Source organism: Leclercia sp. W6 (genome assembly GCF_003336345.1).
Classification (GTDB): domain Bacteria; phylum Pseudomonadota; class Gammaproteobacteria; order Enterobacterales; family Enterobacteriaceae; genus Enterobacter.
This window is the reverse complement of sequence record NZ_CP031104.1, coordinates 2,791,521-2,818,128: the sequence shown is the minus strand read 5'-3', so window position 1 is coordinate 2,818,128 and position 26,608 is coordinate 2,791,521. Positions and strand designations below refer to the sequence as shown.

General features: G+C 57.5%; 22 protein-coding genes. 8 read left to right on the top strand and 14 right to left on the bottom strand.

Features of this window, described 5'->3' with window-relative positions; all coding sequences use genetic code 11:
- Window positions 1-6: 6 nt before the first annotated feature.
- The 12 genes from DVA43_RS13810 to thpR all read right to left on the bottom strand — a co-directional run bounded on the left by DVA43_RS13810 (window position 7) and on the right by thpR (window position 11,288).
- Complete coding sequence (locus DVA43_RS13810) at window positions 7-2,577, bottom strand: outer membrane usher protein (RefSeq protein ID WP_114317146.1); 2,571 nt, start codon at window positions 2,575-2,577, stop codon at window positions 7-9.
- 60 nt (window positions 2,578-2,637) lie between these two features.
- Window positions 2,638-3,381: a fimbrial chaperone gene (locus DVA43_RS13805; protein ID WP_114315873.1), complete on the bottom strand. Its 744-nt coding sequence runs from the start codon at window positions 3,379-3,381 to the stop codon at window positions 2,638-2,640.
- Window positions 3,382-3,439: 58 nt separating this feature from the next.
- Window positions 3,440-4,024 carry a fimbrial protein gene (locus DVA43_RS13800; RefSeq protein ID WP_114315872.1) on the bottom strand — a complete coding sequence of 195 codons (585 nt, stop codon included), beginning with the start codon at window positions 4,022-4,024 and terminating at the stop codon, window positions 3,440-3,442.
- A 249-nt stretch (window positions 4,025-4,273) separates the two neighbouring features.
- On the bottom strand, window positions 4,274-4,654 hold the full coding sequence (gene panD, locus DVA43_RS13795; RefSeq protein WP_032616579.1) for an aspartate 1-decarboxylase: 381 nt from the start codon (window positions 4,652-4,654) through the stop codon (window positions 4,274-4,276).
- Window positions 4,655-4,739: 85 nt separating this feature from the next.
- Complete coding sequence (gene panC / locus DVA43_RS13790) at window positions 4,740-5,594, bottom strand: pantoate--beta-alanine ligase (RefSeq protein WP_114315871.1); 855 nt, start codon at window positions 5,592-5,594, stop codon at window positions 4,740-4,742.
- 11 nt (window positions 5,595-5,605) lie between these two features.
- Window positions 5,606-6,397, bottom strand: coding sequence for a 3-methyl-2-oxobutanoate hydroxymethyltransferase (gene panB, locus DVA43_RS13785; RefSeq protein ID WP_103823279.1), 792 nt, complete (start codon window positions 6,395-6,397; stop codon window positions 5,606-5,608).
- Window positions 6,398-6,519: 122 nt separating this feature from the next.
- Window positions 6,520-6,999 carry a 2-amino-4-hydroxy-6-hydroxymethyldihydropteridine diphosphokinase gene (folK, locus tag DVA43_RS13780; RefSeq protein ID WP_103823280.1) on the bottom strand — a complete coding sequence of 160 codons (480 nt, stop codon included), beginning with the start codon at window positions 6,997-6,999 and terminating at the stop codon, window positions 6,520-6,522.
- Window positions 6,996-8,393, bottom strand: coding sequence for a polynucleotide adenylyltransferase PcnB (gene pcnB, locus DVA43_RS13775; RefSeq protein ID WP_210406709.1), 1,398 nt, complete (start codon window positions 8,391-8,393; stop codon window positions 6,996-6,998). The genes folK and pcnB overlap by 4 nt, the downstream gene beginning before the upstream one ends.
- Before the next feature lie 53 nt (window positions 8,394-8,446).
- Window positions 8,447-9,334, bottom strand: a complete 888-nt coding sequence (gene gluQRS, locus DVA43_RS13770; RefSeq protein ID WP_114315869.1) for a tRNA glutamyl-Q(34) synthetase GluQRS — start codon at window positions 9,332-9,334, stop codon at window positions 8,447-8,449.
- Window positions 9,335-9,406: 72 nt separating this feature from the next.
- The gene (gene dksA / locus DVA43_RS13765) at window positions 9,407-9,862 is read right to left on the bottom strand and encodes an RNA polymerase-binding protein DksA (protein ID WP_012016093.1); all 456 of its coding nucleotides are present in this window, start codon (window positions 9,860-9,862) and stop codon (window positions 9,407-9,409) included.
- Between the two features lie 178 nt (window positions 9,863-10,040).
- On the bottom strand, window positions 10,041-10,745 hold the full coding sequence (sfsA, locus tag DVA43_RS13760) for a DNA/RNA nuclease SfsA (protein WP_114315868.1): 705 nt from the start codon (window positions 10,743-10,745) through the stop codon (window positions 10,041-10,043).
- Between the two features lie 12 nt (window positions 10,746-10,757).
- A complete protein-coding gene (gene thpR, locus DVA43_RS13755) occupies window positions 10,758-11,288 on the bottom strand; it encodes an RNA 2',3'-cyclic phosphodiesterase (protein WP_114315867.1) in 531 nt (176 codons plus the stop codon).
- 73 nt (window positions 11,289-11,361) lie between these two features.
- Between thpR and hrpB the strand changes: the two genes are divergently transcribed.
- From hrpB to fhuB, 6 genes are all read left to right on the top strand, one after another.
- A complete protein-coding gene (gene hrpB / locus DVA43_RS13750) occupies window positions 11,362-13,791 on the top strand; it encodes an ATP-dependent helicase HrpB (RefSeq protein WP_114315866.1) in 2,430 nt (809 codons plus the stop codon).
- A gap of 112 nt (window positions 13,792-13,903) precedes the next feature.
- Window positions 13,904-16,420 (top strand): bifunctional glycosyl transferase/transpeptidase, encoded by a 2,517-nt coding sequence (gene mrcB / locus DVA43_RS13745; protein WP_114315865.1) that lies wholly within the window; start codon window positions 13,904-13,906, stop codon window positions 16,418-16,420.
- Between the two features lie 236 nt (window positions 16,421-16,656).
- On the top strand, window positions 16,657-18,867 hold the full coding sequence (gene fhuA, locus DVA43_RS13740; protein ID WP_114315864.1) for a ferrichrome porin FhuA: 2,211 nt from the start codon (window positions 16,657-16,659) through the stop codon (window positions 18,865-18,867).
- Between the two features lie 54 nt (window positions 18,868-18,921).
- The gene (fhuC, locus tag DVA43_RS13735) at window positions 18,922-19,719 is read left to right on the top strand and encodes a Fe3+-hydroxamate ABC transporter ATP-binding protein FhuC (RefSeq protein ID WP_103823288.1); all 798 of its coding nucleotides are present in this window, start codon (window positions 18,922-18,924) and stop codon (window positions 19,717-19,719) included.
- Window positions 19,719-20,606, top strand: coding sequence for a Fe(3+)-hydroxamate ABC transporter substrate-binding protein FhuD (gene fhuD, locus DVA43_RS13730; protein WP_371413988.1), 888 nt, complete (start codon window positions 19,719-19,721; stop codon window positions 20,604-20,606). Before fhuC ends, fhuD begins: the two co-directional genes overlap by 1 nt.
- Window positions 20,603-22,585, top strand: coding sequence for a Fe(3+)-hydroxamate ABC transporter permease FhuB (gene fhuB / locus DVA43_RS13725; RefSeq protein WP_114315862.1), 1,983 nt, complete (start codon window positions 20,603-20,605; stop codon window positions 22,583-22,585). The genes fhuD and fhuB overlap by 4 nt, the downstream gene beginning before the upstream one ends.
- Before the next feature lie 94 nt (window positions 22,586-22,679).
- On the opposite strand, the gene hemL is transcribed toward fhuB, so the two are convergent.
- A complete protein-coding gene (hemL, locus tag DVA43_RS13720; protein ID WP_114315861.1) occupies window positions 22,680-23,960 on the bottom strand; it encodes a glutamate-1-semialdehyde 2,1-aminomutase in 1,281 nt (426 codons plus the stop codon).
- A gap of 177 nt (window positions 23,961-24,137) precedes the next feature.
- Between hemL and clcA the strand changes: the two genes are divergently transcribed.
- Both clcA and erpA read left to right on the top strand, forming a co-directional pair.
- The gene (gene clcA, locus DVA43_RS13715; protein WP_114315860.1) at window positions 24,138-25,514 is read left to right on the top strand and encodes a H(+)/Cl(-) exchange transporter ClcA; all 1,377 of its coding nucleotides are present in this window, start codon (window positions 24,138-24,140) and stop codon (window positions 25,512-25,514) included.
- A 79-nt stretch (window positions 25,515-25,593) separates the two neighbouring features.
- Window positions 25,594-25,938, top strand: a complete 345-nt coding sequence (gene erpA / locus DVA43_RS13710) for an iron-sulfur cluster insertion protein ErpA (RefSeq protein ID WP_039030319.1) — start codon at window positions 25,594-25,596, stop codon at window positions 25,936-25,938.
- A 40-nt stretch (window positions 25,939-25,978) separates the two neighbouring features.
- Here erpA and DVA43_RS13705 read toward each other — a convergent pair whose 3' ends face one another.
- Window positions 25,979-26,602 carry a TRIC cation channel family protein gene (locus DVA43_RS13705; protein ID WP_103823293.1) on the bottom strand — a complete coding sequence of 208 codons (624 nt, stop codon included), beginning with the start codon at window positions 26,600-26,602 and terminating at the stop codon, window positions 25,979-25,981.
- Window positions 26,603-26,608 lie beyond the last annotated feature (6 nt).

Here is a 26,608-nt window from a genome sequence, read left to right as displayed (position 1 = left end):
TTCCTGCTACATTTGACATATCTGGTTATTCAGCATCGTGGTGAGCCCCACTTTCTGCGCACCCGCATCCAGTCGATAACGCGCGGTACAGGTGTTCTCTTTACCGGGCCCCCATACCACCCGCAGCGTGCCGCTATTTTCAACACCTCTGACGTAAGCCTGGCCTGCCTGACCCACCGTGCCGATATTCTCGCCTTTCTCATCAAAGACATCGGCGCCCAGCGGGATAAAACCTTTGTCGGAACGCACGAGCTCAACCACTGCCGAGCGCGCCTGATTGGTTTCAAAATCGACCATCACCACCGCACCGCTGCGTGGAACGGCAATTGTGCTGTTGTTTTTTACATCCACATCGGCGGTTAAGGTGCTGGTATCAAGCGTGATACGGTTTTCGCGATAAGCAGAGAGATACGGCATCACCGTGTAGCCGGAATCGCCAATCTCGCCGCTGCCGTTAGTTAAATGCGCCCCCTTCGCGCCGCTGGCTTTTACCAGCGCCAGGGCGTCGGCTTCACCAATGCTGCCCGGCGTAAACGTTAACCCGCCAGCGTGAATGAGCATGCCGCCGCTGTAGCTTGCGGAGTATTGCCGGCTATGGTCACTGCCTGTAGAGGCAGACACGCTCAGCGGACCGTACCCGCTGTTATAGCCGCCGTAGGTACTGATCTGGCTGAGATTACTGTCCGGACTCTGGTTATAGGTTGTGGTAACGCTGTAGCTCAGACGGCTGCTATCGGCGCTGCCGTTGGCGGTCATGTTCAGGCCATTGCTGTTTTTGAAATCGGAGTTCATGCCTATGTTGATATTCGAGAAGCCAGCCGGGCGTTTATCCCTGCCCAACAGGGCGTCAAATGGCAGGTTAATGCTCAGGTAGAGGCTGTCATCCTGGGCGCCATATTCGTCATAGGTGCGTTGCAGCGAAACGGAGTAACTCCCGTAACGAAACGCGTTGCTGTAGCCCATGGAGAAGCTGGAATTGTTACCGCTGTTATTCCAGTAATTTTGCCAACTGCCATTGATGTAGATGGAACCATAATCGGTCTCCCCCTGTTTGAGCGGCTGGCTGATGTTGACCTGCAGTTGGTTCTTCATGCGCTGGAAATTGCGTGCGTTCTGCTGGGCTTCCTCTCCCTGGCCCTGATCTTTAACCTGCTCCGCGAGAGAGGCGGCATCGTGCAGGTTCAGATAATCCTTCGTGGAAAAGCGATATCCCGCGACGTTGAAGGCAGTGTCGGTGGCGCTCAGCGTTTTACTCCAGGAGAGGCGATAGCTTTGGCCCTTCAGCGTCTGTAAACCCTCAATGCTGGCATGCGACTGGGTCACATCAAAGGCAAATGCGCCTAGTGATGTGTTCATCGCCAGCCCTGCCAGGGCAGCGTAGAAGCCGATATCCAGATACTGCAGGCCGGTGTAGCCGGTAAAGGTGTTGTTCAGCCCGTAATAGACCGCGCCGTAGGCCAGCTGCGGTTTATCGCGAAGGTCGTCATCTTTCAGACGACCTGCCCCAACATCCCAGCGGGCAAAGCCGGGACGCAGCATCTGTGTGACGGATGAGTAAGGCACGGAGAAGGAATGTTTGCTACCGTCAGACTCTTCAATAGTGACGATCAGGTCGTTACCGTAGCCGGTAGTATTGAGATCGTTAATCTCGAACGCACCGGGAGGAACGGTCGTTTCGTAAATTTTGTTCCCGCTCTGCGCGATCGTCACTTTGGCATTGCTGTTAGCCACGCCGCGGATCGTGGGAGCGTAACTGGAAAGTCCGTTGGGCAGCATACGATCGTCGTTGTACATCCGCACGCCACGCAGAGAGACTGAATCAAAGGCGTCGCCGCGGGTGTACGAGTCGCCAATCAACATCTGCGCTTTCAGGGCAGTAATATCGCGCTGCAGGTAAATATCCTGGTTGGCATAGCGGGTTCCGACGCTGCGATCCCAGTTGAGGTTGCTTCTGGAACGAAAGCGCCAGGGGCCATAGTTAAAGCCGTAGCGTAGCCCGGCGTAAGCGGTATCCTGGCTCGCATCCGGATTCTGGCTATGCCAGGCGTTCAGGTCATAAGACAGCAGACCGACGGGAATACCGTCATCCCACAGGGAGGCGTCAATATACCCGGCCGGGCGCTTCAACATATAGATCTGAGGAATGCTTAGCGCCAGCTCCTGGGTAGAGGTATTAAACTCTATGGATGAACCGGGATAGCGCTCAGCCATATTAACGCAGGCGTTTTCACCCTCTGCTTCAGCATTAATTTTTGCCGTATCAATATCGAGTTGATTCAGCAGCTTTTGGCTTAAGCAGGGAGATGCGCGTAGGGTTCCGTTATCGTTAAAATGAACGGTAGCAGTTAATTTAGTTTTATTATTGACCGTAATTTTAGTGCGGTAGTCTCCGGGCATTATAGGGCTGCCCTGGGCATACCGGCTGACATCAATCTTACTGCCGGTGTTAAATAAAAATTGATCGTTAAATTCTACCTCGTCCTGTCCGTTATTTGCAGGCGACGCCACCTCTGCGTAAGCGCAAGACGATAGCGCTGCGCATACAGATAAGCACAGGATGGAAAGGCGGAAAAACATTTTTAAATACACTCGTCTGGAAGTGATCCCTTTACACGATTCCTGTGCTAAAGAGCTAAATTATTTGATTAAAGACTGATGCTGCTCCGTGCCGCCAAAATCATTGATGGACAAAAATTTTACGGTGCCCGTAGTTGGGGCCGTTGTAGCAGTTATTTTCATTTTCTCCTGGTCAAACGGTTTAATAGAGTGGGTGTTAACATTAAAGGCTTTGCCTGCGGATTCAAAAGTTGCGCTGGCAATGGAAATATTCCATGGCGTATTATTATTAGCGACAAGATAGGTTCCACCGGCCTCTTTTTTTACACGCCACTGCAGATTTTTAACGGCATCACCCGGTGAGCCAGCTAACCCCGCTGGGCGGAAAAATAATTTAATCCGCGTCCGGAATGCCAGCTGGAGTAAATTCTGGGAGCCTTCGCCTTTGGCCTTCGGTGGCACTTCCAGCACATTAAACCACAGCAGTGATTCCCTGTCTTTTGGCAGCGCCTGACCCAGCCAGGTAATGCGAATAGCCTGCCCTTTGCGTGCATCAACGCGCGTAACCGGCGGCGTGATAATAAAAGGAAGCTTCAGCTCCTGCGGATTCACCGTATCACGGCCATCATCCAGCCAGGATTGCACCAGCAGAGGCTTATTACCGCGGTTTTCCAGATTAACGGTTACATCTTTTGCTGATTCAGGGTAAATGACGCGGGTGCCGGAAATGACAATATCGGCGCGGGCAGTAAAAGCGGTAATACTTGCGAACACCAGCGCCATGGCGCAAACACTTTTTTTAAAAGGGTGGTTAAGCAGTGGCATTGATGCTCCTGAAAATGGGCAGGATATGCCCATTATTAAGGCGTATCCTGCAAAAGTATTATTCGTAATTCATGGTGAAGTAGGCGTTAGCGGAAACTTTGCCAGCGACTACCGGATTTGTGGTTGCTACCCAGGCAGAACCTGGAACGTAAGCAACGCGATATTGTAATCGACCCGTACCGTTCTCCAGAGTGACTTTTTGCGTGTTGCTGCCAGGCTGGCCGATTTTAATTCGGTCAGTGCTCGTTGTTGTATTATTGTAAAGCGCTAATGCAACATTCGAGGCCGCGCCACTAATATTGGCATCTGGTTCAATAGTACCGTTAGCGATCGCGCCCATATTATTGGACATAAAGGACACCGAGGCTTTTTTTACTGATTCCGGGCAGCCGGTCAACAGTAATTCAAAGTTCCTTGAGCCTACGCCTTTATCAACGGTAGTGCTTTCCACTTCGGATTTTTTAACGACAGGCAGAGAGATGGTCACGTTATTAACATCTGCGCCATTGCTGGTTGTCAGCGTGCAAGTGCTGTCAGTTACAGCGCCATCAAATGTCAGCAGGCCAACGTCATTTGCCATTGCGGAAAAAGATCCCATTGCCGCTGTGGCAATAAATGCCGCGGTCAGTGTTTTGTTCAACATATTTAACTTCCTTTTTATATGCCTGTTAAATTATCCAGTCAGGATAATGTCATCCGTTTATTCAGCTATTTTATGCATTTTTATCTTGAATAGGTTTAAATCTTCTAAAGCTGCTTTTAATGAAAGCCGTATCTGATTGAGAAAGTGTAGTGCAAGGAGAGGGGGCGACGAAAGCAAGGGCGGCGATAAAAAGAGCTAAATTAATGCTGGAATTACTCGCGCAAAGAGAGCAATTCCAGCGGAAGTGCGTCAGGCGACCTGTACCGGGATCGCTTTCGCGGTGCGTTTCATGTCGTTGTCGCCCTCGAAGTAGGCCACTTTTGGCTGCCAGCGGCGGGCTTCCTCGTCGGACATCATAACGAAGCTGGCGATGATGACGATATCACCCACGTTGGCACAGTGCGCGGCCGCGCCGTTCACGGAGATGATTTTAGAACCCCGTTCAGCCGCGATAGCATAGGTTGAGAAACGATTGCCGTTACTCACGTTCCAGATATCAATGGCTTCGTTTTCAAGAATACCCGCCGCGTCGAGAAAATCCTGATCGATCGCGCAGGAGCCTTCATAGTGCAGATCGGCCTGAGTGACCTTCACACGGTGAAGCTTACCTTGCAACATTTTGCGAATCATGATGTTACCTTTACTCTTCTTCGTAACCCACTTGCCTGCAAGTGGGAAGGGAAACTAATCCATTAGCTATCTATCAGCCCAGTCATTACTGAGCCAGTTCAACGACACTGTTGTCGATCAGGCGCGCCTGACCGAGCCACGCAGCAACCAGGATCACCGCGCGTTTGCTGGTGGCAGAGAGTTCCAGCAGCGTATCGGCATCGCGGATCTGAATATCATCAGCCCGGAAACCTTTGTCATTCAGCTCCTGTTCGGCAATGGCGATAATCTCTTCACTGCTCAGGGCTTTCTGCTGCAGCTTTTCAACCATCGCGCTCATCACCTTATACAGGCCCGGCGCGATTTTGCGCTGGTCAGCGGTGAGGTAGCCGTTGCGGGAGCTCAGCGCCAGGCCATCTTTGGCACGCACGATCGGCACGCCAACGATGTCGATATCGTAGCCCATGTCGGCCACCATCTTGCGGATCAGGGCCAGCTGCTGGAAATCTTTCTCGCCGAAGCAGGCGATATCCGGCTGCACAAGGTTAAAGAGCTTGCTGACGATGGTGGAGACGCCGCGGAAATGACCCGGACGGCTGGCGCCCTCCAGCATGGTGGAGATGCCCGGTACGTCCACATAGGTCGTCTCTTCCGTGCCCTTCGGATAGACATCATTCGGTGCCGGGGCGAAGACGAAATCGACCTGATGCTTTTTCAGCTTCTCGCAGTCTTCCTGCAGCGTGCGCGGGTAGCGGGCCAGGTCGTCGGCGCGGTCAAACTGCATCGGGTTAACGAAAATGCTCACCACCACCACATCGGCGCGGGCTTTGGCTTCGTCCACCAGCTTCATGTGGCCTTCATGCAGATTGCCCATGGTGGGAACCAGCGCGATACGTTTACCTTCCTGGCGCAGGCGACGAATGTGCTGGCGCAGCAGCGGCAGAGTTTCAATGATTAGCACAACAAGACTCCTTACTGGAAACTGTGTTCTTCACCCGGGTAAACACCCGATTCAACGTCGGCAATATACTGCCTGACTGCGCCGCGCATGTCGCCTGCGTCGATAAGGAAATTCTTCGCAAATTTCGGGATATGCCCGCCGGTAATGCCAAAGGCATCGTGCATTACCAGAATTTGTCCGTCGGTGACGTTACCGGCACCAATGCCAATCACCGGAATAGAGAGCGCCTCGGTAATGCGTTTCGCCAGTGCAACCGGCACGCATTCCAGCACCAGCAGCTGTGCGCCCGCTGCTTCAATTGCCAGCGCATCATCAAACAGCGTCTGGGCGGCGTCACCGCGCCCTTGCACCTTATAGCCGCCAAAGATATTGACCGACTGCGGGGTTAATCCCAGATGGCCGCAGACCGGTACCGCGCGCTCGGTGAGCATACGCACGGTCTCAACTAGCCAGGCACCGCCTTCTACTTTGACCATGTTGGCGCCGGCGCGCATTACCGTGGCGGCACTTTCGAACGCCTGTTCAGGCGTGGCGTAGGCCATAAACGGCAGATCGGCGAGCAGCAGACAGGCTGGCGCACCGCGGCGAACCGCCCGGGTATGATAAGCAATATCTTCTACCGTTACCGGCAGAGTGGAGTCATGTCCCTGGACCGTCATCCCTAACGAGTCGCCGACCAGCATGACGTTAATGCCCTCTTCGGCAAAGAGTTTGGCGAAGCTGTAGTCATAGGCGGTAATGGTGGCGAAGCGCTGCTTGTCCTGTTTGCATTTCTGCAGGGTAGCGATGGTGGTTGGTTTCATACTGTTTCCTGATAGCCCAAAGCGAATCTTTGCGCATTCTAACAGTAACATTCGGGGGAACAATGATTTTAGGCAACCGATTAACCACAAATATTTCGTGGTTAATCAACTAAAATTTGCTGTTACCAGTTGGCCGGTTTTTCGGCGTTAAGCTGCGTCAGCAGGGCGCTGAGACTTTCGCCGTCGGGGAAGATCAGATCGGGGGCGATTTCGAACAGTGGCCAGAGCATAAAGCCGCGGCGTTTCATATCGTAATGCGGCACGGTCAGGCGTTCGGTGTTAATCACCGCATCACCAAACAGCATGATATCTAAATCGAGGGTGCGCGGTCCCCAGCGCTCTTCTTTACGCACGCGCCCCTGCTGCAGCTCAATACGCTGGGTGTTGTCCAGCAGCGCCTCTGCGCTAAGGGCGGTTTCCAGCGCAATGGCGGCGTTGAGGTAGTCGGGCTGATCCTGCGGGCCCAGGGGAGGCGTACGATAGAAAGAGGAGAGGGCGACAACGCGGGTCTGCGGAATGTCGCCCAGCGCCTGGACGGCAGCATTGACCTGCTCCAGCGGAGAGGCCAGATTACTGCCGATGGCGATATAGGCCAGCGTCATGCGGCGCCTTCGCGGCGTGGAGCACGCTTACGCGGACGACGATGGCGGCGACGCGGCGCCGGCTCTTCATCGAGACCGGTCAGCATGTCCTTCTGTGCCGGTGGCGCAGAAACCTGGAACTCACCCCACCACTGCACCAGCGCCTGCAGCTCACGGTTGTTCTCCGCTTCGGCACGCAGGGCCATGAGATCGTAAGCCGCACGGAATTTTGGATGCTCCATTAACTTCCATGCGCGTTTACCCTGACGACGGGACATCCGCAACTGAAGCTGCCAGATATCACGCACCAGCGTGGTGATGCGTTTCGGGATCGCCAGCGAACGGCAGGCTTCATCCAGCACATCGTTGGCAGCCAGGGCGAAGGCATCGTAGTAGGCCAGACCGCTCTCCTGAGCAATCTTCTGCGCCGTCTCCAGCAGCGGATACCAGAACATTGCCGCAAAGAGGAATGCCGGGTTAACGCGCATATCGTTCTGAATGCGGTTATCGGTATTTTTCAGCACCTGGTCGATGATACGTTCCATCGCGCTGTCACCTTTTTCGGTGAAGTTGCGCGTAATGGTCGGGAACAGGGGCTGGAACAGGCTGTATTCACGCAGCAGCTGATAGGTGGCAAAACCGTGACCAGCCTGCAGCAGCTTCAGCGCCTCTTCAAACAGACGCGCCGGGGGCACATCGTTGATCAGCGTCGCCAGGCGCGGGATCGTCTCTGCGGTTTCCGGGCTGATGCGCATACCCAGCTTGGCGGCAAAACGCACGGCACGCAGCATCCGCACCGGATCTTCGCGGTAGCGGGTTTCCGGGTTGCCGATCAGGCGAATCAGACCCGCTTTCAGGTCCGGCACCCCACCCACGAAATCGCGGACGGTAAAGTCAGCCACGCTGTAATAAAGGCTGTTAATCGTGAAATCGCGACGCTGGGCATCTTCTTCGATAGAGCCGAAGATATTGTCACGCAGCAGCATACCGTTCTGGCCGCGCTGGGATGTGGTGCGATCGGTTGGCGTGCCTTCGTGATGACCACGGAAGGTGGCCACTTCGATGATCTCCGGCCCAAACATCACGTGAGCAAGACGGAAGCGGCGGCCAACCAGACGGCAGTTGCGGAATAATTTACGCACCTGCTCAGGCGTGGCGCTGGTGGTCACGTCAAAATCTTTCGGCTTTTTGCCCAGCAACAGGTCACGCACCCCGCCACCAACGAGATACGCCTCATAGCCAGCTTTATTCAGGCGATAAAGCACCTTAAGGGCGTTTTCACTGATATCTTTGCGGGAAATAGCATGCTGTTCGCGCGGAATAACCGACATCGTATTTTGAACAATGACGTCATCCGCCATGCTCTCATCGCGGCTCAGCACCTTACGGCAAAAATTAGCGACTCGGGTAAAAATAGTACACCTCGGTAGTGTGTGTTTCAGAATTCAGGACAAAAAATAGCGGCTAATCATAGCTCAGCGAGACGCATTTGAGAATGCTGGATTTTCGGCACGCGAATGAGCGACCAGTTGGCCACCGCTTTTTCCAGCAATTCTTCGGTGCGCAGATCCTGCCACTCATTTGTTACATCCTGGTTTAGAAATTGTAAAGCATTGATAAGGACAGGGCGAGGATCGCCGGTCGGTAATGCGGGGGCATGATTCTGTTTCGAGAGTTTCATCCCTTTTTCATTCACCACCAGTGGCAGGTGAATGTAGTCCGGAACCGGCCAGCCAAACAGCCGGTAGAGCGAAATCTGCCGGACGGTAGGTTCAATCAGGTCGGCCCCACGCACAATTTCGCTTACGCCCTGGAAATGGTCATCCACCACCACCGCCAGGTTATAAGCAAACAGCCCGTCCCGCCGATGGATAATGAAATCCTCGCCCGCCAGGCGCGCATCGGCGTGGAGCTCTCCCTGTAACCGGTCGGTAAAGCAGGTGACGGGATGCTGTTGCATCACGCGCACCGCCGCATTTTCCGGGCCGTGATGCAGGGTGCGGCAGTGGCCGTCATAGACGCCGCCGACGCTCTGAATGCGGGCGCGGGTGCAGGTGCAGTAGTACGAAAGGCCCTCGGCATGCAGCCAGGCCAGGCGTTCGCGGTAGGCTTCGTGACGTTGGGATTGCCAGAGAACATCGCCGTCCCAGTGCAGGCCGTAATGTTCCAGTTGCCGCAGAATGGACTCTGCCGCACCGGGAACTTCACGCGGAGGGTCGATATCTTCAATCCGCACGCGCCAGATACCCTGTCGGGCGCGGGCTTGCAGATAGCTGCCAAGGGCGGCAATAAGCGAGCCGAAATGCAGTTCGCCAGAGGGGGATGGCGCGAAGCGCCCAATATAGTCAGCAGGCATAATTACACGGCGCAGAAAGTAATCAGGCGGGAGAGAACTCCCGCCTGTGGTAGCGTCATAACAGGGCTGGCATTAACCGGCCATCTGTTTTTCGCGGATTTCTGCCAGCGTTTTACAGTCGATGCACAGGTCGGCTGTCGGACGGGCTTCCAGACGACGAATGCCGATTTCGACACCGCAGGACTCGCAGAAGCCGAAATCTTCGTCTTCGACTTTTTTCAGCGTTTTCTCAATCTTTTTGATCAGCTTGCGCTCGCGGTCACGGTTACGCAGTTCGAGGCTGAACTCTTCTTCCTGGGCGGCACGGTCTACCGGATCCGGGAAGTTAGCCGCTTCGTCCTGCATATGTGTAACGGTGCGATCGACTTCATCCCGGAGTTGATTACGCCATGCTTCAAGGATTCGCTTGAAGTGTGATAGCTGGGCTTCATTCATATACTCTTCGCCCGGCTTCTCTTGATACGGCTCCACCCCAGCGATGGCGAGAATACTCAGGGACGATGTTTTACGGTTTTGCCCTTCTTGCATGTTGCTTCTCCTTAACACGCACTATCGATCCCCGTGTTGGGGGAAAAATCAGGCCGCTATAAATAGCAGATGCTTTTCCGTATGGCAATTATCTAAACGTAACACTTGACAAGCCTGTGAGGAAAAGCGTATTTGCGCACACGACCAGAATACTTATTAGCCAACGCTCAACCCCTTTTCATAACGTGGCGGGGAGAGCGGATCTCAGAGTGATATTATCGGCAGAAAGTTCAGCTTTATACACCAAAACCTCTACCCCCTGCTTTTGTGCCTCATTCAACAGTTGCGCGTACTTAAGGTCAATATGGCGAGCAGGTGAAAATCGCCCAATTGCGCTGTGCAATACCGCAAATAACAGCACGGCGCGTTTGCCCGCCGCCGCTACACTCATGAGCTCCCGGAGGTGCTTCTGCCCTCGCAGCGTCACCGCATCCGGGAAATAACCGTTATCTTTCTCAGCTAACGTCACTGATTTCACTTCAATATAGCACTCAGGGCGATCATCTGCCTGCAACATAAAGTCGATTCTGCTGCTTTCGCTGCCATATTTTACTTCGCTTTTTAAGAGGTTATAGCCGCGCAGTTCCGGAATAAAATCCAGACTAATCGCCTCTTTGACCAGCTGGTTCGCTCGCAGCGTATTGACGCAAATATATTCTCCGTCCGCGGTCTGGGTTATTTCCCAGGTGTGGGGATATTTACGTTTGATATTACTGGAGGTGGAGTACCAGACGGTATCCCCCGGCGTGGAGCAGCCGGTCATCGCCCCGGTATTGGGGCAGTGCAGGGTCAGGGTTTCACCGTTGGGCGTTACCACGTCGGCAAGAAAACGTTTATAGCGTTGTATCAGCGTGGCGGGTTGTAGGGGAGGGGTAAACTGCATGCAAATTCCTTGTTATTCGGTAAGCGTCCAGCGCTGGAGCGGCGTGTAGCGCGTGCGCCCGCCTGCGAAACGGCTCTCGTAGAGGACAAAATCTTTCACCGCAAACGACCAGTGAAAACCCGGTGGCGGAATGGCGACGGCGTGGCTGGCATCGCGCAGTAGGGTGATATGCGGATGAAACGGCTGTGGGCTTTGATAGCAGCCGCTGCGCGCCGCCTGGGCCCGCAACATACTGGCTAGCTGTAATAACCCCCGCGGCGGCTGACGGGTACCCAGCCAGACCACGCGAGAGCGCAGCCACTGTCCGGCATCGTCCAGCGTCAGGGTAAACTCCGGCTGGCGGATGCGTCCGGCCATTGCCGCCAGCGCCTGCTGTTTCTCAGGGCTGACATCCCCTAAAAACGCCAACGTCAGGTGCAGGTTGCCGCCCGCCACTGGACGGCCCGCTTCCGGCGCAAAATGGTCGGCGCGCCAGCGGACGATCTGCCGCTGGAGCGGGGCAGGCATTTCAATGGCAAAAAACAACCTTTTTGACTCGGACATACGGCGCACTCGGTAATGAATTGTGGCGATGCTACAATGTACGCCGTCTAAAGTTAACCCTCTGGAGCCATTCGTGTCCTTGTTGCCGGTCGCCGCTGTCCTTCCCGATCTCCTTCTCGCCTTACAACATGCCCCCCAGGTGCTGCTGAACGCGCCAACCGGTGCGGGTAAATCGACCTGGCTGCCGCTGCAGATCCTGGCGCAGGGGGCGATCAACGGCAAAATCATCCTGCTCGAACCGCGCAGGCTCGCGGCCCGCAACGTGGCGCAGCGCCTGGCGGAGCTGCTGGGGGAAAAGCCCGGCGAGACGGTCGGCTACCGGATGCGCGCCGAAACCTGCGTGGGGGCCAACACCCGGCTGGAGGTGGTCACCGAGGGGATCCTCACCCGGATGCTCCAGCAGGATCCGGAGCTTAACGGCGTAGGGCTGGTGATCCTCGATGAGTTCCACGAGCGCAGTTTGCAGGCGGATCTGGCGCTGGCGCTGCTGCTGGATGTCCAGCAGGGGCTGCGGGACGATCTCAAACTGCTGATCATGTCCGCGACGCTGGACAACGAGCGGCTCCAGCGCCTGCTGCCGGAGGCACCCACCATTGTGTCTGAGGGCCGGACGTTTCCGGTGGAGCGGCGCTATCAGTCGCTCTCCACGCAGCTGCGCTTCGACGAGGCGGTGGCGGTGGCGACCGCCGAACTGTTGCGCCAGGAGCCGGGCTCGCTGCTGCTGTTCTTACCCGGCGTGATTGAGATCCAGCGTGTGCAGGAGCAGCTGTCACGTCGCGTAAGTGATGACGTGGTGCTCTGCCCGCTGTATGGCGCGCTGCCGCTGGCCGAGCAGCGTAAAGCGATCCTGCCAGCCCCGCCAGGGCAGCGCAAAGTGGTGCTGGCGACCAATATTGCCGAAACCAGCCTGACCATCGAGGGCATCCGGCTGGTGGTGGACTCCGCCCAGGAGCGGGTGGCGAATTTCGACCCGCGCACCGGCCTGACCCGTCTGTTGACCCAGCGCGTGAGCCAGGCCTCCATGACCCAGCGCGCCGGGCGCGCCGGGCGACTGGAGCCGGGTATCTGTCTGCATCTTACGCCGTTTGAACAGGCAGAACGCGCCGCGGCGCAGGGCACACCCGAAATTATGCAAAGCGATCTCAGCGGCCTGCTGATGGAGCTGTTGCAGTGGGGCTGCCGGGAGCCCTCGCAATTAAACTGGCTGGATCTGCCGCCTGCGACTAACCTTGCGGCGGCCCGGCGCTTATTAACGCAGCTTGGGGCGCTGGCGGGAGAGCAGCTCACCGCCTTTGGTCAGAAGATGGCAACGCTCGGCAACGATCCGCGGCTGGCGGCCATGCTGGCCAGCGCCGTGGGCGAAGACGAAATTGCGACGGCGGCAAAGCTGGCGGCTATCCTTGAACAGCCGCCGCGAGGCGCCAGCAGCGATCTGGCCCAGGCCTTTTCCCGCAATCAGCCGGAGTGGCAGCAGCGTGCCCGGCAGTTAAGTTCGCGCCTCAACAGCCGGGGCGGGGCGCCGGAGAGCGACCGGGTGCCCGCGCTGCTGGCGAAGGCCTTTCCGGACCGGATTGCCCGCCGCCGTGGGCTTGATGGACGCTATCAACTGGCGAACGGCATGGGCGCGATGCTGCAGAGCGACGACGCCATGACCCGCCACGAGTGGCTGATTGCCCCGCTGCTGTTGCAGGGCAGCCAGTCGCCGGATGCCCGTATTCTGCAGGCCATAGCAGTGGATATTGATACTCTAATCGCCGCGTCTCCGGGCCTGGTGGCACAGTCTGACACCGTGGAGTGGGATGAAGCGCAAGGCACGCTGAAGGCGCTGCGGCGTTCCCAGATTGGCCGTCTGACGGTGAGCGTTAAGCCGCTGGCGAAGCCCTCGGAAGAGGAGCTGCATCAGGCGATGCTTAACGGCATCCGCGATAAAGGGCTCAGCGTACTGAACTGGACCCCGGAGGCGGAGCAGTACCGGCTTCGCCTGCACTGCGCGGCGCAGTGGCTGCCGGAGTACGCGTGGCCCGCGGTAGATGAAGCCTCGCTGCTGGCAAATCTGGAAAACTGGTTACTGCCGCAAATGAGTGGCGTACACTCCCTGCGCGCGTTGAAAGCGCTGGATGTTAAGGCGGCGTTACAGAATTTAACCGACTGGTCGTTACGCCAACGTCTGGATACCGAGCTTCCGGGGCATTACACTGTGCCCACCGGCAGCCGGATAGCCATTCGTTATCATGAAGATAATCCTCCGGCGCTGGCAGTACGCATGCAGGAGATGTTTGGCGAGGCGACCACGCCTGCCATTGCGCAGGGGCGGGTGCCGCTGGTGCTGGAGCTGTTGTCACCGGCCCAGCGTCCGCTGCAGATCACCCGGGATTTGGGTGCATTCTGGGCTGGCAGCTACCGCGAGGTGCAAAAAGAGATGAAAGGGCGTTATCCCAAACATGTCTGGCCGGACGACCCGGCAAATACCGCGCCGACCCGTCGCACGAAGAAGTATTCGTAGCGCCACCCGGCAATACCCTCTGAGAGGGTAAATTTGAGAGATTTCTTCTTCCTCCATCAGGGGGAAGACCAGAGAATCGGGCCTTTGCGCCTGATAGTTGCGGAGAGAAAGCATGGCGGGGAATGACCGCGAGCCAATTGGACGTAAAGGAAGACCTGCCCGTCCGGCAAAAGAAAAGGCAGGCCGTCGACGCCTCAGAGATGAAGAGTACGACGATGTTGATAATGAGTATGACGATGACGCACCTGCGCCACGTAAAGGAAAAGGCAAAAAAGGTAAACCTCGTGGCAAGCGCGGCTGGTTCTGGCTGCTGCTGAAGCTGTTTATTGTTTTCCTCATCCTGCTGGCGATCTATGGTGTCTATCTGGATCAGAAGATCCGCAGCCGTATTGACGGCAAAGTCTGGCAGCTGCCGGCGGCGGTCTATGGCCGGATGGTTAACCTTGAGCCGGATATGTCCATCAGCAAGAACGAGATGGTCAAGCTGCTGGAGGCGACCCAGTACCGCCAGGTGACGAAGATGACCCGTCCCGGCGAGTTTACGGTGCAGGCGAAGAGCATTGAGATGATCCGCCGTCCGTTTGACTTCCCGGACAGCAAAGAAGGGCAGGTGCGTGCGCGTCTGACCTTCGATGGCGATCATCTGGAAACCATTGAGAACATGGAGAACAACCGTCAGTTCGGTTTCTTCCGTCTCGATCCGCGGCTGATCACCATGCTCTCCTCGCCAAACGGCGAGCAGCGCCTCTTTGTTGCGCGTAATGGCTTCCCGGATCTGCTGGTGGATACCCTGCTGGCGACCGAGGACCGTCACTTCTATGAGCACGATGGCGTCAGCCTCTACTCCATTGGTCGTGCGGTGCTGGCGAACCTCACCGCAGGACGCACGGTGCAGGGGGCAAGTACCCTGACCCAGCAGCTGGTGAAGAACCTGTTCCTCTCCAGCGAACGCTCCTACTGGCGTAAGGCCAACGAAGCCTACATGGCCGTGCTGATGGATGCGCGCTACAGCAAAGACCGCATTCTTGAGCTCTATATGAACGAGGTCTACCTCGGTCAGAGCGGCGACAATGAAATTCGCGGCTTCCCGCTGGCGAGTCTTTATTACTTTGGCCGTCCGGTGGAAGAGCTGAGCCTCGACCAGCAGGCGTTGCTGGTGGGCATGGTTAAGGGTGCCTCCATCTACAACCCGTGGCGTAACCCGAAACTGGCCCTGGAGCGGCGTAATCTGGTGCTGCGTCTGCTGCAGCAGCAGCAGGTGATCGACCAGGAGCTGTATGACATGCTCAGCGCGCGTCCGTTAGGCGTACAGCCGCGCGGCGGCGTCATCTCCCCGCAGCCTGCATTTATGCAGATGGTGCGTCAGGAGCTGCAGGCCAAACTGGGCGATAAAGTTAAAGATCTCTCCGGCGTGAAGATCTTCACCACCTTTGACTCCGTGGCGCAGGATGCCGCAGAGAAGGCGGCGGTGGAAGGCATTCCGGCGCTGAAAAAACAGCGCAAGCTGAGCGATCTGGAGACCGCGATGGTGGTCGTCGATCGTACCACCGGCGAAGTGCGGGCGATGGTCGGCGGGGCAGAGCCGCAGTTTGCGGGCTATAACCGCGCCATGCAGGCACGTCGTTCGATCGGCTCTCTGGCTAAACCGGCGACCTATCTCACCGCCCTGAGCCAGCCGAACCAGTATCGTCTCAACACCTGGATCGCCGATGCCCCGATTGCCCTGCGCCAGCCAAATGGCCAGGTGTGGTCGCCGCAGAACGACGATAAGCAGTACAGCGGTCAGGTGATGCTGGTGGACGCTCTGACGCGTTCCATGAACGTGCCGACGGTTAACCTCGGGATGGCGCTGGGTCTGCCAGCAGTCACCGATACCTGGTTGAAGCTGGGCGTGCCGAAAGATCAGCTGCATCCGGTTCCGGCCATGCTGCTGGGGGCCCTGAACCTGACGCCAATTGAAGTGGCGCAGGCGTTCCAGACCATCGCCAGCGGCGGGAACCGTGCTCCGCTCTCTGCGCTGCGTTCAGTGATTGCCGAAGACGGCACTCCGCTGTACCAGAGCTTCCCGCAGGCGGAGCGTGCCGTACCGGCGCAGGCTGCCTATATGACCCTCTGGACCATGCAGCAGGTTGTGCAGCGCGGTACCGGGCGTCAGCTAGGGGCGAAGTACCCTGGCCTGCATCTGGCGGGTAAAACCGGGACCACCAATAACAACGTCGACACCTGGTTTGCGGGTATCGACGGACGTGAAGTGGTGATCACCTGGGTTGGCCGCGATAACAACCAGCCGACGAAGCTGTACGGCGCCAGCGGCGCGATGTCGATTTACCAGCGCTATCTGGCTAACCAGTCGCCGGTGCCGTTAACCCTGACGCCACCGGAAGATATCGTCGATATGGGCGTGGATGAGTCGGGCAACTTTGTGTGTGGCGGCGGTATGCGCCATGTGCCGGTCTGGACCAGCAACCCGGACTCCCTGTGTCAGCAGGCTGCCCCGGAACCGTCGGGTAATCCGTTTGACCAGTCTTCTCAGCCGCAGTCGCAGCCGCAACAACAGCAGCCGCAGCAGCCTGAGAAGAAAGAGAGCGACGGTGTCGCGGGCTGGATCAAGGATATGTTCGGCGGTTAACTCACCACTATTCCCTCTCCTGCGGGAGAGGGAATTTTCACCTCAATTAAACATCCCTCCAACACTAAAATCTCCATTTATTAACCCTCTATTTTCCATTGTTTAATTCTTATACCCTCATTTCCTGTAGGGGCGCATATCACTTGCTATGCCGTGAATGTTTCGCATAATATGCTGCGGTCATAATAATAATTCTCGTTTACGTTATCATTCACGCTTTCATCAGAGATATACCAATGGCGCTTTCAAAAACTGCTCAGCCAATGCAATCTTCACTGCGTAAAATCGCAGTTGTTGTAGCCACAGCGGTTAGCGGCATGTCTGCTTACGCTCACGCTGCCGAAACCCCTAAAAAAGAAGAAACGATCACCGTCACCGCAGCGCCTGCTCCGCAGGAGAGTGCCTGGGGACCGGCGGCGACCATTGCGGCAAAACGTACCGCTACGGCGACCAAAACTGATACGCCTATTGAAAAGACGCCGCAATCTATCTCAGTGGTAACTCGTGAAGAGATGGACATGAAGCAGCCTGGCACGGTTAAACAAACTCTGGCCTATACGCCAAGCGTCTTTGCTACACGCGGTGCTTCCACGACGTATGACGTGGTTTCCATTCGTGGCTTCACGACCTCCAGCACAGTGAATACTAACCAGTATCTGGATGGTATGAAGCTGCAGGGTGATAACTATTCTGAAGCGTCTATGGATCCATATTTCCTTGAACGCGTTGAACTTCTGCGTGGCCCAACATCCGTCCTGTACGGCAAAAGCCACCCAGGCGGCGTGGTAAGCATGGTCAGCAAACGCCCGACCACCGAGCCGCTGAAAGAAATTCAGTTCAAGATGGGCACCGATAACTTATGGCAAACTGGGTTTGATTTCAGCGATGCGATTGACGATGACGGCGTGTGGTCATACCGCCTGACTGGTCTGGGCCACAGTGAAAATGCACAGCAGGAGATGGTCAAATCCACCCGCTACGCCATTGCTCCTTCCTTCAGCTGGCGTCCTGACGACAAAACCGATTTCACTTTCCTGAGCAACTTCCAGAGCGATCCGGATGCGGGCTATTACGGCTGGCTGCCGCGTGAAGGTACCGTGGTTCCTTACTATGACGCCAACGGAAAAGCGCACAAGCTGCCGACCGATTTTAACGAAGGTGAAGAAGACAATAAGATCTCCCGTCGCCAGAAGATGGTGGGTTACAGCTTCTCGCATGAATTTGACGATACCTTTACCGTGCGTCAGAACTTGCGTTACACCAAAATCAACACGCTTTACCGCTCGGTCTACGGCAACGGCTATATCGCCCCGGCACAGATTAGCCGCGCCTATGTGCGTTCTGATGAAGATCTTAACTCGTTCACGGTGGATACCCAGCTACAGTCCAAATTTGCAACCGGTGCGGTCGATCATACTCTGTTAACGGGTGTCGATTACCTGCGTATGCGAAATGATATCAATGCAGACTACGGTACTGCTGATGCGATCAGCATGACCAAGCCTGCGTATGGCAATCCAAATGTCGACGTTTACTATCTTTATAAAGTGCTTAACCGTCAGGAACAAACCGGCCTGTATGCACAAGACCAGGCAGAATGGGATAAATGGGTGCTCACAATGGGGGGCCGCTATGACTTCGCTAAAACCTCTGCACTGACCCGTACTTCTGGCACAACCGCAGAGATTAACGATCAGGCATTCACCTGGCGTGGTGGTATCAACTACCTGTTCGACAACGGCATAACGCCGTACTTTAGCTACAGCGAATCTTTCGAACCAATCTCGGGTACCACCCAAGGCGGCAAACCGTTTGATCCGGCGCGCGGTAAGCAATATGAAGCGGGTGTGAAATACGTACCGAAAGATCTGCCTGTTGTTGTGACGGCTGCTGTGTATCAGCTGACCAAAAACAATAACCTGACTGCCGATCCGGCAAACCCTACCAGCGGGTTTAGCGTGCAGGGTGGTGAAATTCGTTCACGTGGTTTCGAACTGGAAGCCAAAGCAGCCGTATCGGCCAACGTTGATGTGACGGCGTCTTATAGCTACACCGATGCAGAATACACTCATGATACCTGGTTTGAAGGCCGTCGTCCGGCGGAGGTGCCACGTAACATGGCTTCTCTGTGGGCGGATTACACCTTCCACGAGACGGCGCTGAGCGGTCTGACTGTCGGTGCGGGTACCCGTTATATAGGTAATACAGTCTCCTACTATTCTGCTGGATCGCCAAAGGCTTATCAGTCGTTTAACGTGGCGGGTTATGCGCTGGCGGATGCGACCGTGAAATACGATCTGGCGCGCTTCGGGCTGCCGGGCTCATCAGTCGGCGTCAACGTGAACAACATCTTTGACCGTGAATACGTCTCCAGCTGCTATAGCGAATATGCGTGCTACTGGGGAGCAGAACGCCAGGTTGTTGCGACTGCGACCTTCCGCTTCTAACCTTTAAATTTGGGCACGTTTTTCGTGCCCTTTTCTTTACTTAAGTTGGCTGACATGCAGGAAAACAACCCGCAATCCGATACCACTTTTGCGCTCGACGGCGTCTCCTTTCGCGTTCCCGGCCGCACGCTGCTGCATCCGCTTTCGCTGACCTTTCCCGCAGGCCAGGTGACCGGCCTGATCGGCCATAATGGCTCCGGCAAATCCACCTTACTGAAAATGCTCGGCCGCCATCAGCCGCCCTCTGAGGGCGATATCCTGCTGGATGGACAGCCGCTGGAGAGCTGGAACAGCAAAGCCTTTGCCCGCAAGGTGGCCTATCTGCCGCAGCAACTGCCGCAGGCGGAGGGTATGACCGTTCGCGAACTGGTGGCGATCGGGCGTTATCCGTGGCATGGCGCGCTGGGGCGTTTTGGCGTGGCCGACCGCGAGAAAGTGGAAGAGGCGATTGCGCTGGTGGGGTTAAAACCGTTGGCCCATCGTCTGGTGGATAGCCTCTCCGGCGGCGAGCGCCAGCGGGCGTGGATCGCCATGCTGGTGGCGCAGGATAGCCGTTGTTTACTGCTGGATGAGCCGACATCGGCCCTCGATATCGCCCATCAGGTGGATGTGCTGGCGCTGGTGCATCGCTTAAGCCAGCAGCGCGGGCTGACGGTGATTGCGGTGCTGCACGACATCAACATGGCGGCGCGTTACTGCGATTACCTGGTGGCGCTGCGCGGCGGGGAGATGATCGCCCAGGGCACGCCTGCCGAGCTGATGCGCAGCGAGACGCTGGAAAACATTTACGGCATTCCTATGGGTATTCTGCCGCATCCTGCGGGAGCGGCACCGGTGAGCTTTGTCTACTGATGCCTGATTTTATGATTAGCCGTCGCCGCCTGCTGACGGCCATGGCCCTCTCGCCGCTGCTGTGGAAAATGAACACGGCGCAGGCTGCGGCAATCGATCCGCAGCGCATTGTGGCCCTGGAGTGGCTCCCCGTTGAGCTGCTGCTGGCGCTTGGCGTGACCCCTTACGGCGTGGCCGATATTCCCAACTACACCCTGTGGGTGAACGAGCCCCGGCTGCCGGCGTCGGTTATCGACATCGGCCTGCGTACCGAGCCCAACCTCGAACTGCTCACCCAGATGAAACCCTCGTACCTGGTCTGGTCGGCCGGGTATGGCCCGTCAGAAGAGAAGCTGGCGCGCATTGCGCCGGGGCGGGGTTTTACCTTCAGCGACGGGAAAAAGCCGCTGACCAATGCCCGGAAATCATTAACCGAGATGGCACAGCTCCTGAATCTGGAGAGTGCGGCCCGCCAGCATCTCGACCATTTCGACAGCGTGATTGACAGTTTCAAACCGCGCTTCGCCGGTCGTGGAGATCGTCCGCTGCTGATGGTGACGCTGCTCGATGCCCGCCATATGCTGGTGTTTGGCAATAACTGCCTGTTCCAGGAAGTGCTGGATCGCTATGGGATTAAAAACGCCTGGGAAGGGGAGATGACCTTCTGGGGGAGTACCGCCGTCGGGATCGACCGTCTGGCAGCGTTTAAGGATGTGGATGTGCTCTGCTTCGATCACGGCAATGAACGGGAAATGCAGACCTTAATGGCGACGCCGCTATGGCAGGCGATGCCGTTTGTTCGCCAGCAGCGCGTGAAGCGCGTTCCCGCGGTGTGGTTCTACGGCGCGACGCTGTCGGCGATGCACTTTGCCCGCGTGCTGGATAGCGCCCTGGGAGGCCAGGCATGAGGTCACGGATTGCCCTTTTCCCGGCGCTCTTTATGGCGCTACTGCTGGCCGTTGCGCTGGGCTTAACCTGGTGGAACCTGAGCATTGCGCTGCCGCGCAGCCAGTGGGGTAGCGCGCTGGCCGCCCCCGATATCGACAATATTCAACAGATGCTGTTCCACTACAGCCTGCTGCCGCGGCTGGCGATCTCGCTGCTGGTGGGGGCGGGGCTCGGGCTGGTGGGCATACTGTTCCAGCAGGTGCTGCGTAACCCGCTGGCGGAGCCAACCACCCTGGGGGTGGCGACCGGCGCTCAGCTGGGGATGACTATTATCACCCTGTGGGCGCTACCGGGCGTACTGGCGGCGCAGTTCGCCGCGCTGGTGGGCGCTTGCGTCGTCGGGGCGATTGTCTTTGGCGTGGCCTGGGGCAAACGCCTCTCGCCGGTCACCCTGATCCTGGCAGGCTTGGTGGTGAGTCTCTACTGTGGCGCGATCAACCAGCTGCTGGTGATTTTCCATCATGACCAGCTGCAAAGCATGTTCCTCTGGAGTACCGGGACGCTGACGCAAACCGACTGGAGCATCGTCCAGCGCCTCTGGCCGCAGCTGCTCGGCGGCGTGGTGTTGACTCTGCTGCTGCTGCGCCCGCTCACCCTGATGGGGCTGGATGATGGCGTGGCGCGCAACCTCGGGTTGGCGCTCTCGCTGGCGCGTCTGGCAGCGCTGACGCTGGCGATTGTTATCAGTGCTCTGCTGGTGAATGCTGTGGGCATCATCGGCTTTATCGGCCTGTTCGCGCCGCTGCTGGCGAAAATGCTGGGGGCGCGGCGCTTGCTCTCCCGACTGATACTGGCCCCGCTGATTGGGGCGCTGATCCTCTGGCTCTCTGACCAGGTGATCCTCTGGCTGACCCGGGTGCGGATGGAGGTCTCCACCGGTTCGGTGACGGCCCTGATCGGCGCGCCGCTGCTGCTGTGGCTGCTGCCGCGTCTGCGCAGCATGAGCGCCCCGGCGATGAACGCGGGCGATAAAGTGCAGGCCGAGCGCCACCACGTGGTGTGGTTTGCCCTGGCAGGCGGCGCGGTACTGCTGCTGGCGGTGATAGCGGCGATGGCGTTTGGCCGGGATGCGCAGGGATGGCACTGGGCGAGCGGAGCGATGCTTGACGAACTTTTGCCGTGGCGCGCGCCGCGTATTTTTGCCGCCCTGATGGCCGGGGTGATGCTGGCGGTGGCGGGCTGCATTATTCAGCGTCTCACCGGTAACCCGATGGCGAGTCCGGAAGTGCTGGGGATCAGCTCCGGTGCGGCGTTCGGCGTGGTGCTGATGCTCTTCTTTGTGCCGGGTAATGCCTTCGGCTGGCTGATGCCTGCGGGTAGCCTTGGTGCCGCAGCGACGCTGTTGATTATCCTGGTCTCCGCCGGGCGCGGCGGCTTCTCGCCGCACCGGATGCTGCTGGCGGGGATGGCGCTGAGTACCGCCTTCACCATGCTGCTGATGATGCTGCAGGCCAGCGGCGATCCGCGTATGGCGCAGATCCTGACCTGGATTTCCGGCTCAACCTATAATGCGACGACCGAACAGGTCATGAGCACCGGGATGGCAATGATCGTCCTGCTGGCGCTGGTGCCGCTCTGCCGTCGCTGGCTGACGGTGCTGCCGCTGGGGGGCGACACGGCGCGTTCGGTGGGCATGGCGTTGAACCGCTCGCGAATCGGCCTGCTGCTGCTGGCGGCAGCGCTGACGGCGACGGCGACCCTGACGATTGGCCCGCTGAGTTTTATCGGGCTGATGGCGCCGCACATCGCGCGGATGATGGGCTTCCGCCGGACGATGCCGCACATTGTGATGTCGGCGTTAATCGGAGGGATAGTGCTGGTGTTCGCCGACTGGTGCGGCCGGATGGTGCTGTTCCCGTATCAGATCCCGGCGGGGCTGCTCTCCACCTTTATCGGCGCGCCGTACTTTATCTATCTGCTGAGGAAGCAGAGCAGGTAAAAAAATGCCGGGTGGCGGCTTCGCCTTACCCGGCCTACGGTTCGAGGGTTTTGTAGGCCGGGTAAGCGTTAGCGCCACCCGGCAAACAACATCATCAGAGCTTCGCAAACACCCGGCGCGCCGCCTCGATGGTTTTGTTGATGTCCTCTTCGCTGTGCGCAACCGACATAAAGCCCGCCTCAAACGCCGACGGCGCCAGATAAACGCCCTCGTCCAGCATCAGATGGAAGAAGCGCTTGAAGCGCTCAACATCGCACTGCACCACATCCTGATAGCAGGAGACGGTTTTAGCCGTGGTGAAGAAGAGGCCGAACATGCCGCCCACGTGGTTTACCACCAGCGGAATACCCGCATCTTCCGCCGCTTCCAGCAGACCGTTTGCCAGCTGGGTGGTGCGATCGGTCAGGGTGGTGTGGATCCCCGGCTGCGCCACTTCGGTCAGGCAGGCGAAACCGGCGGCCATGGCAATTGGGTTCCCGGAGAGGGTGCCCGCCTGGTAGACCGGACCGGTTGGGGCCAGCGCATCCATCACCTCTTTGCGGCCGCCAAAAGCGCCCACCGGCATGCCGCCGCCGATGATTTTGCCCAGACAGGTGAGATCCGGCACCACGTCGTAATAAGACTGGGCGCCCGCCAGCGCCACGCGGAAGCCGGTCATGACTTCGTCGATAATCAGCAGCGCGCCGAACTCATCGCACAGCGCACGCAGGCCCTGCAGGAAGCCCGGCTGCGGTGGAATGCAGTTCATGTTGCCCGCCACCGGCTCAACGATGATGCAGGCGATCTCCTGCGGATACTGCTCAAAGGCGGCACGCACCGAATCGAGATCGTTATAGGTACAGGTCAGGGTATGCTTCGCGAAATCTGCCGGCACGCCCGGAGAGTTCGGCTGGCCGAGGGTCAGGGCGCCGGAACCGGCTTTCACCAGCAGGCAGTCGGCATGACCGTGGTAGCAACCTTCAAATTTGATGATCTTGTCACGGCCGGTAAAGCCACGGGCCAGACGGATGGCGCTCATGGTCGCTTCGGTACCGGAGTTCACCATGCGCACCATATCCATGGTCGGGACCAGTTCAGTCACCAGCTCCGCCATTTTGACTTCCATCTCGGTTGGTGCGCCAAAACTTAAACCGCGCTCCGCCGCTTCGATGACCGCGTTACGGATAGCCGGGTGGTTATGTCCCAGTACCATCGGGCCCCATGAGCCGACATAGTCGATATAGGCTTTGCCATCCACATCATACAGATAGGCGCCATCGGCACGTTCAATAAACAGCGGTGTACCGCCCACGCCGGTAAAGGCACGGACCGGGGAGTTAACACCGCCAGGGATTAGCTCGCGGGCAGCGCTGTAAAGCGTTTCAGACTTACTCATGGCGTGATTCCTGGCTCGTATAAAATGGTTAAGCGCACTATTCTAAGTGATTCGTGGAAGGTTATGAAATTTTTACCCTGGTAATGCATTAACAATTGTTAAGCAATTTTCAGAAGACGGCTGGACGGTCTCTGGTAAAATCCCTGCGGCGATTTGTATGACGAAAATTAACAGGCAATGAAATCAGACTCCCCCTCATTTGAAGAACAACAATTTGCGCGCGCGCAATACCGTATCAGCATCCGTCGGCTGCTCAACCGTGACAAGACGCCGCTGGCAATTTTGCTGGGTGCAGCCGTTGTCGGCACGCTGGCCGGGCTGGTGGGCGTCGCGTTCGAAAGGGCCGTCAATGGCGTACTGAACTGGCGCATTGGCACCGTTGCGGGTTATGCCGATCGTGAAGGGGTAGTCTGGATTTTGGCGTTCGGCTTATCTGCCCTGCTTGCGATGGTCGGTTATTTTCTGGTGCGTAAATTCGCCCCGGAAGCGGGCGGCTCGGGGATCCCTGAGATAGAAGGGGCGCTCGAAGAGCTGCGTCCGGTTCGCTGGTGGCGTGTACTGCCCGTTAAGTTTATCGGCGGAATGGGGACGCTTGGCGCGGGGATGGTGCTCGGACGGGAAGGGCCGACCGTACAGCTGGGCGGTAATGTTGGCCGTATGGTCAGCGATCTGTTCAGAATGCGCAGCGCTGAAGCACGCCATACTTTGCTGGCAACCGGTGCCGCCGCGGGGCTTTCCGCTGCGTTTAATGCCCCGCTGGCGGGGATCCTCTTTATCATTGAAGAGATGCGCGCCCAGTTTCGCTATAACCTGATCTCGATTAAAGCGGTCTTTACCGGCGTGATTATGTCGAGCATTGTCTTTCGGCTTTTCAATGGCGAAGGGGCGGTCATTGAGGTCGGTAAGTTGACCAACGCCCCGGTCAATACGCTGTGGCTCTATCTGATCCTCGGCATGATTTTTGGCATTGTTGGCCCGCTGTTTAATGCCCTTATTATTCGCGCTCAGGATATGTTCCAGCGGATCCACGGCGGCAATACAACCCGATGGGTGCTGTTGGGTGGCCTGCTGGGGGGCGTGTGCGGCGTGCTGGGCTTTATCGAACCCAACGCGGCTGGCGGTGGCTTTGGGCTGATCCCCATTGCGGCTGCGGGTAACTTCAGCATTGGCCTGCTGCTGTTTATGTTTATCTCGCGGGTCATCACCACCGTACTCTGCTTCTCTTCCGGCGCCCCTGGCGGCATTTTTGCCCCGATGCTGGCGTTGGGGACGTTGCTGGGTACGGCCTTTGGCATGGCCGCCGCCGCAGGCTTCCCGGCGTATCATCTTGAGGCCGGTACCTTTGCCATCGCCGGAATGGGGGCCCTGCTGGCGGCTTCGTTGCGCGCGCCGCTGACCGGCATTGTGCTGGTGCTGGAGATGACCGACAATTACCAGCTCATTTTGCCAATGATCATTACCTGCCTGGGGGCCACACTATTAGCCCAGTTCCTCGGCGGACAACCGCTATACTCCACCATTCTTGCCCGTACCCTGGCGAAGCAGAATACTTGAATGAATTACCAGGGTATTAGATAATGACAACAAGAATTGGGTGATTTTTACCCACTAGCAGTATTCATGGGAGCATAAGATGAGTGATGACGTAGCGCTGCCGTTGCAGTTTACCGAAGCAGCAGCCAAAAAAGTGAAAGACCTGATTTCCGATGAAGACAACCCGGAGCTGAAATTGCGTGTATACATTACCGGCGGCGGCTGCAGCGGCTTCCAGTATGGATTCACCTTTGACGATCAGGTTAACGATGGCGACATGACCATTGAGAAGCAGGGCGTCGCGCTGGTTGTTGACCCGATGAGCCTGCAGTATCTGGTCGGTGGTTCTGTTGACTATACCGAAGGTCTGGAAGGTTCACGCTTTGTGGTAACCAACCCGAATGCAACCAGCACCTGCGGGTGTGGTTCTTCGTTCAGCATCTGACGGTAATGCCCGGTGGCGCTTCGCTTACCGGGCCTACTCGTTATCTTCCATTATCATCCAGCGCAAAGGTTGGCAGCTTGAGGTGCCAGCGGATTGCCGCCAGTCTGATTGCCAGCGTCACCACCATTCCCAGCATCGCCGCCTGTTCCAGCGGAACATGAAAAGTATACCAGGCCGTGGCGTGAACGATCCCGCCCAGAATACAGGCCGTAGCGTAGATTTCCGTTCGCAGGATCATCGGCACTTCGCGCGCCAGAATATCGCGGATAATCCCGCCGCCCACGCCGGTCACCACCCCCATACAGATAGCCACCATCGGGCCGGTGCCCGCCATAAAGGCTTTGTTTACGCCAATGCCGACGAACACCGCGAGGCCCACCGCATCCAGCACCGGCAGCAGCCATTTCGGCAGGCGACGCGGCTGGCGGACAAGAATGATGGTTAACAGGCAGGTGACCATGGCCACCACCAGGTCGGTGGGATCCTTGACCCAGAATACCGGGCCATGATCCAGCGCCATGTCGCGGATCGTTCCGCCGCCGACGGCCGTGACCACACCCAACACCAGCACGCCAAACGGATCCATACGTAACTTACCGGCCAGCAGAACGCCGGAAATCGCAAAAACGGCTGTGCCAAGAATATCCAGCCAGTAAACGAGCATCGTAAT

Bases quoted from the DNA above. Each gene is read 5' to 3' on its own strand.
- sfsA (WP_114315868.1), bottom strand. From the start codon at position 10,745: ATGCAGTTTACCCCTCCCCTACAACCCGCCACGCTGATACAACGCTAT.
- fhuB (WP_114315862.1), top strand. From the start codon at position 20,603: ATGAGGTCACGGATTGCCCTTTTCCCGGCGCTCTTTATGGCGCTACTG.
- hemL (WP_114315861.1), bottom strand. From the start codon at position 23,960: ATGAGTAAGTCTGAAACGCTTTACAGCGCTGCCCGCGAGCTAATCCCT.
- fhuC (WP_103823288.1), top strand. From the start codon at position 18,922: ATGCAGGAAAACAACCCGCAATCCGATACCACTTTTGCGCTCGACGGC.
- thpR (WP_114315867.1), bottom strand. From the start codon at position 11,288: ATGTCCGAGTCAAAAAGGTTGTTTTTTGCCATTGAAATGCCTGCCCCG.
- folK (WP_103823280.1), bottom strand. From the start codon at position 6,999: ATGACGCTGGCCTATATCGCCATCGGCAGTAATCTGGCCTCTCCGCTG.
- dksA (WP_012016093.1), bottom strand. From the start codon at position 9,862: ATGCAAGAAGGGCAAAACCGTAAAACATCGTCCCTGAGTATTCTCGCC.
- panB (WP_103823279.1), bottom strand. From the start codon at position 6,397: ATGAAACCAACCACCATCGCTACCCTGCAGAAATGCAAACAGGACAAG.
- fhuA (WP_114315864.1), top strand. From the start codon at position 16,657: ATGGCGCTTTCAAAAACTGCTCAGCCAATGCAATCTTCACTGCGTAAA.
- panD (WP_032616579.1), bottom strand. From the start codon at position 4,654: ATGATTCGCAAAATGTTGCAAGGTAAGCTTCACCGTGTGAAGGTCACT.
- DVA43_RS13810 (WP_114317146.1), bottom strand. From the start codon at position 2,577: ATGTTTTTCCGCCTTTCCATCCTGTGCTTATCTGTATGCGCAGCGCTA.
- DVA43_RS13705 (WP_103823293.1), bottom strand. From the start codon at position 26,602: ATGCTCGTTTACTGGCTGGATATTCTTGGCACAGCCGTTTTTGCGATT.
- fhuD (WP_371413988.1), top strand. From the start codon at position 19,719: ATGCCTGATTTTATGATTAGCCGTCGCCGCCTGCTGACGGCCATGGCC.
- gluQRS (WP_114315869.1), bottom strand. From the start codon at position 9,334: ATGCCTGCTGACTATATTGGGCGCTTCGCGCCATCCCCCTCTGGCGAA.
- DVA43_RS13805 (WP_114315873.1), bottom strand. From the start codon at position 3,381: ATGCCACTGCTTAACCACCCTTTTAAAAAAAGTGTTTGCGCCATGGCG.
- DVA43_RS13800 (WP_114315872.1), bottom strand. From the start codon at position 4,024: ATGTTGAACAAAACACTGACCGCGGCATTTATTGCCACAGCGGCAATG.
- erpA (WP_039030319.1), top strand. From the start codon at position 25,594: ATGAGTGATGACGTAGCGCTGCCGTTGCAGTTTACCGAAGCAGCAGCC.
- mrcB (WP_114315865.1), top strand. From the start codon at position 13,904: ATGGCGGGGAATGACCGCGAGCCAATTGGACGTAAAGGAAGACCTGCC.
- clcA (WP_114315860.1), top strand. From the start codon at position 24,138: ATGAAATCAGACTCCCCCTCATTTGAAGAACAACAATTTGCGCGCGCG.